At 66.7% G+C, this 5,288-nt stretch carries 3 protein-coding genes; all 3 read right to left on the bottom strand.

Annotation, left to right across the window (positions count from 1 at the left end; genetic code table 11):
• Nucleotides 1–119: 119 nt before the first annotated feature.
• Nucleotides 120–2,327 (bottom strand): beta-glucosidase, encoded by a 2,208-nt coding sequence (locus AC16XC_RS07005; RefSeq protein WP_484033933.1) that lies wholly within the window; start codon nt 2,325–2,327, stop codon nt 120–122.
• Nucleotides 2,328–2,346: 19 nt separating this feature from the next.
• Complete coding sequence (locus AC16XC_RS07000; RefSeq protein ID WP_484033932.1) at nt 2,347–4,242, bottom strand: glycoside hydrolase family 2 protein; 1,896 nt, start codon at nt 4,240–4,242, stop codon at nt 2,347–2,349.
• A gap of 119 nt (nt 4,243–4,361) precedes the next feature.
• The coding region (locus AC16XC_RS06995; RefSeq protein WP_484033931.1) for an alpha/beta hydrolase family protein at nt 4,362–5,288 on the bottom strand (927 nt) is incomplete at its 5' end.

The raw sequence follows: 5,288 nt of genomic DNA, 5'->3' as shown, positions 1-5,288 counted from the left end.
TATTCGATCCCCAATGTGAATCCGGGCGGGATCGTCCCTGCTGGTCCGACGGTCGACCTCACCCGCCCGCATGACCGCGAGCGGTTAGTGGGCAAGGGGATTTGGGATGGTTTGGCTCCTTAATCCGCATCCCCCGGACTCCACCCCACCGGCAGGTGCAGCGCCGGGAGCTCGATCATGGCGGAGCCGAAGAACACGCGCGAAGAATGGCCGGCGCTGAAAGTGTAGCTTCCCGCGGCGCGGCTCCAGCCAGGATTGTCCGGGTCCCAGACTGCCAGCAGGCGCGGGTCGATCGGGATCGTGACCTTGCCGGTCACGCCCGGTTGCAGGTCGATCTTGGCAAAACCGGCCAGCCGCTTCGGCGCTTCCCAGCCTTCGCCTTCGACATAGACCTGCACCACATCGGCCCCGGCGCGATCGCCGATATTGGTCACATCGAGCGAGAAGACGAGGCCCTGCCCCGTGTTTGTTATGTCCGGATGGGCATAGGCGAAATCGGTGTAGGAGAGGCCATGGCCGAAGGCGAACAGGGGTTCGGCCCCGGTTGTATCAAACCATTTGTAGCCAACCGCCGCGCCTTCATCGTAAATCGCGGTGCCGCTGCGCGGTTCGCCCGGATAGGGCAGCTGGTCGAGACTGGCGGGGAAGGTCACCGGTAAATGTCCCGACGGATTGACCTTGCCGGTGAGCAGATTGGCGATCGCCGCGCCGCCCATCCGCCCGGGATACCAGGCTTCGAGCACGGCCTTCACTTCGCCGAGCCACGGCATCAGCACCGGCCCGCCGGTCTGCAGCACCACCACCGTCTCGGGATTGGCTGCGGCGACCGCAGCAACCAGCGCATCCTGCTCGCCATCGAGATGGAGCGGCACGTCGATGCTCTCGGACGCCCATTGGGTGCCGAATACCAGCGCCATGTCGGAGCTTGCGGCCAGCGCGGCTGCCGCTTCCTGGTCTTCGCCATCGTGATAGACGAACTCCGTGTCTGGCATCAGCGCGCGCAATTCCTCGAGCGGCGAGGACGGGTAGAACACCACAGGGCCCGGCCAGCTGGTCGGCTCGATCCCCGGCACGGCATTGCCGCCATCGGGCCCGCCGCCGGGATAGACCTGGCTCGATCCGCCGCCCGAAATCACGCCCTTGTCGGCATGGCCGCCGATGATCGCGATCCGCCTGGCGCTCGCGGCGAGCGGCAGGATCCCGCCCTCGTTCTTCAACAGGACCGCGCCGGCTTCTGCCGCCTTGCGGCTGACCGCCTCGTCGCCATCGAAATCGATCGCCGCGCCCGCCTGCGTGACCGGGTTGTCGACCAGCCCGTGTTCGAACATCGCGTAGAGGATGCGGCCTGCCATCAGGTCGAGCCGCTCGCCACTCACCTCGCCGGTCCGCACGGCTTCGGCCAAGGCCGCGCCGTAATGGTCGGCGCGCTGGAGCCCGAAACCCGACTCCTGGTCGAGCCCGGCATTGGCCGATTTGGCGGTAGTATGCGCCGCGCCCCAGTCCGACATGACATAGCCCGGCCAGCCCCAATCCTCGCGCAGCACCTGGGTGAGGAGGAAATTGTTCTCGCAGGCCCAGTCGCCATTGACCTTGTTGTAGGCGCACATCACCGAGCCGGGATTGCCGATCTCCATCGCGATCTCGAAGGCGAGCAGGTCGGACATGCGGAAAGCGGCTTCGTCGATCACTGCATCGACCTGCCCGCGGTCGGTCTCCTGCGCGTTGAGCGCGTAATGCTTGGCGGTCGAGACGATGTCGTTCGACTGGATGCCGCGGATTGCTTCGCCCGCGATCACGCCCGCCAGCAGGGGGTCTTCGCCGGCATATTCAAAGTTGCGGCCGTTGCGCGGTTCGCGGATCAGATTGACGCTCCCCGCCAGCATCACATTGAAGCCGTCGGCGCGGGCCTGCCGCCCGATCATCCGCCCGCCTTCATGGGCAATTTGCTGATCCCAGCTGGCCGCGACCGCCAGGCCCGACGGAAGTGCGGTCCGCCCGCGCTTGTCCCGCGCGCCGCCCTGACTGGCGACGCCGATCCCGGCATCGGCCTGCCATTGCGGCGGGATGCCGAGCCGCGCGATGCCGGGGACATAGCCGGCCGAGCCCTGGCGCGCCTCTGGGGGTGCGATGAATTGCGCCGGCGGGAAATCGGTCCCGAAATAGCCTTTGACGAGGAGCAGCTTCTCTTCGGTCGTCATCTGCTCGAGCATGGCCTGGGCCCGCTCTTGCGGCGTGCCGACGGTGTCGGCGGCCATGGTCTGAGCGTGCAACGGGGCCGCGCCGAGGCTCACGGCCGCGCATGTCGCGAGCAGGACAGTCCTGGTCATGAAGTCTCCCGGTCGGTTCCTATTCTGACTTTGCCGCGGCCTCGGCCTTGGACTGATACCAGCCTGCGAGCACATGGAACGCCAGCTTGCGCGCGCCGGTTTCGGAGATCAAGCCCTTGCGGTTCCAGCCGTCCTGGATCTCCGGCCGCTGCCTGCGGGGGGAGCGGAAATCCTTGAGAATCCATGGCGACATCCCGGCCAGCGAGGGGATTGCGTCAGCCATCGCGAGCGTCGCGCGGTAATAGTCGGCCTGGTAGTCCTCGGAGAACTTTCCGGGCCTCTCTTCCTGCCGCCGACCGGCAAGCGCGCCTGCACCGAGCTCGGAAAGGATCAGCGGCTTGTCGCCCGCCAGGCGCCATTCGATCGCGGCCAGTTCGTCCGGGTGATCGGGGCCGTACCAGCCGTTATAGGTGTTGATCGCCAGCACATCGACCGAGGCGGCCAACGGATCGGCCATCAGCATCACCGGGTGGCCTTCGGATTCGTCGCGTTCGGTGAGCAGGGCGGCAGTCACCAGCCGGTCGGGATCGAGCGCCCGCGCATCGGCGATCAGACGGTTGAGGAAGATGCCGCGCGCTTCGCTTACCGGGGTTTCGTTGGCGACGCTCCACAGGGCGATCGAGGCGCGATTGCGGTCGCGCATGATATTCTCGGCGAGCATAAGGCGGGCGGTGGCCAGCGTCTCGGGATTGTCCCACGCGATCCGCCAATAGACCGGGATCTCGCTCCACACGATGAGGCCCATCTCGTCGGCCGCGCGGACCATGGCATCGCCATGCGGATAATGCGCGAGCCGCACGAAATTGCCGTTGAGCCCGTCCTTGACCTCGGCCAGCAGCGCCCGCGCTGCTTCCGGCGTGATGTTGCGGGTTGGATTGACGCCGATTTCCTCCTCATGGATCGAGATCCCGCGCAGAAAGATCGGCTCGCCATTGAGCAGGATCTGCGAACCCCTGGTCGCAATGGTCCGGAACCCGACCTTGTCGACGAAACTGTCGCTCCCGGCAGCGACGCGCAGGACGTAGAGCCGTGGATTGTCGGGCGACCAGCGCTGCAATTCCGCCGGGCGCGGTATGAGGACGCTGGCTTCCCCGCGCGCATCGGTCAGCACCTGGTGGCGTTCGCCGAGCTCGGGCAGGCTGACGACCACGGCGACATTGGCCGCATCCGCACCGTCGAGCACGATAGTGACCTCGATATCCCCGGCATCGGTCAGCCGTGCATGGACGTCGTCGACGAAGGTTGCGGGGAGTTCGATCAGCCTGACCGGGCGGGTAAGGCCGCCATAGGTCTCCCAGTCGGTGACCGGCGGCGGGACCGATGCCTCGCTGCGTTGGGAATCAACACCGACCACCAGCCGGTTTCCGGTACTGCGCAGTCTGCCGGTCACCTCGAAGGTGAACGGGGTGAAGCCGCCTTCATGCGTCCCGACGAATTCGCCGTTGAGCCAGACTTCGGCGGAATAATTGGCCGCGCCGAAGCGCAGGAACTGGCGCTTGCCTTCGCCTGGCGCCGCGTCGAAGCGCTTCTGGTACCACACCAGCCCCTGATAGTGGCGCATCTCGGGCGCGTGGGTCAGCCACGACGAGGGCAGCTCGACCGTCGCCGAGCGATCGAGGTCGTATTCGTAGAGCGCCAGCGGATCGGCGAGCGAAGCTGCTTCGACATCGGTATCGTCGTAACGCCGGTGGCCGGTGCCTGCCGCGCCGCCATGGAACCCGGCCTTGCCGTCGCGATAGGGATCGATCGACCAGGTCCAGGTTCCGTCGAGATCCTGCCCTGCGCGCAGATCTGCCGCCGCCAGCACCGGGCCTTCCGGCAGGAGCTGCGCATGGGCCGGGGCGCAGGCCACTGCCAGCGCGGCGGCCAGCAGGCCTCGGACCATCCCGAATCGATTGAAAACAATTGCGATCATCTCGCTCCCCTCCAATCGGAGAGCAAAGCGAGTGCGCCGCCGCTTGTCAAACGAAGCTGCGCCGGACGCAGGGTGGGAAGCGTCCGGCGCAGCCGGTCCGAAGCAAGGCTGCGGAAAAGTCAGTTCGCGCCGAAGCGCGCGTTGATCCACTCCGACATCAGCTCGAGCGCCTCGGGGGCGAAGGTTTCCTCGATCCGCGCATACTCGCCGACCCCGCCGGTCTCGGCATGCTGGAACAGGTGGTTGAGCCCGTCGAGCTTGACGATGGTGACGTCGGGATTGTCCTTCGTCGCGCCTCTGATCGCTTCGAGGTTGTCGTCCGCCGGAACCTGCAGGTCGAGGCTGCCGTTGAGCGCGAGCAGCGGCACGCGAATCCGGGCGAGGTTGGGGATCGGGTCGTATTTGAGGAAGTACTGGAACCACGGGCCGGTAATCCGGTTGACGATCAGGTCCTTGTCGAAATCCGGCGGGGCGCCCAGCGCCTGCATCGCTTCGGGGGTCAGCACGGCCCTGGCCGCGTCCTTGCCGGAAACGGGATCCGGCGCCTCGGCAATCGCCTTGAGCATCGCCGCCATCACCGGTTCCTGGTCGTTGAGCTGTTTCGGGCTCGCCTCCATGGTCGCGGCAAGCAGCCGCTGCTGCGAGAGCAGCAGCTGGTCGAGATTGGTGCCCGGTCCCGCCAGCAGCACCGCATAGGCGACGTCGGGATTGTCGGCCATCGCGATTGGCGCGATCATCCCGCCTTCGGAATGGCCGACGAAGCCGATCTTGAGCGGATCGATTTCGGACCGCGTCCGCAGGAAGGCGAAGGCGGCGTTGGCGTCGGTCGCGAGGTCGGCCGAGGTCGCGGCATCGTAGGGCGTGTCCGACTTCGATTCGCCGATCCCGCGATCGTCATAGCGCAGCACCGCGATGCCGTTGCGGGTCAGATGGTCGGCGATCACCGCGAAGGGGCGGTGGCCCATCAGCGCTTCGTCGCGATCCTGCCCGCCCGAGCCGGTGATCATCACCGCGGCGGGGAAGGGTCCCTCTCCCTCGGGGATCGT

The organism is Candidatus Andeanibacterium sp. (genome assembly GCF_057143545.1).
The sequence above is the reverse complement of the archived record's forward strand: the minus strand, read 5'-3'. Positions and strand labels throughout refer to the sequence as shown.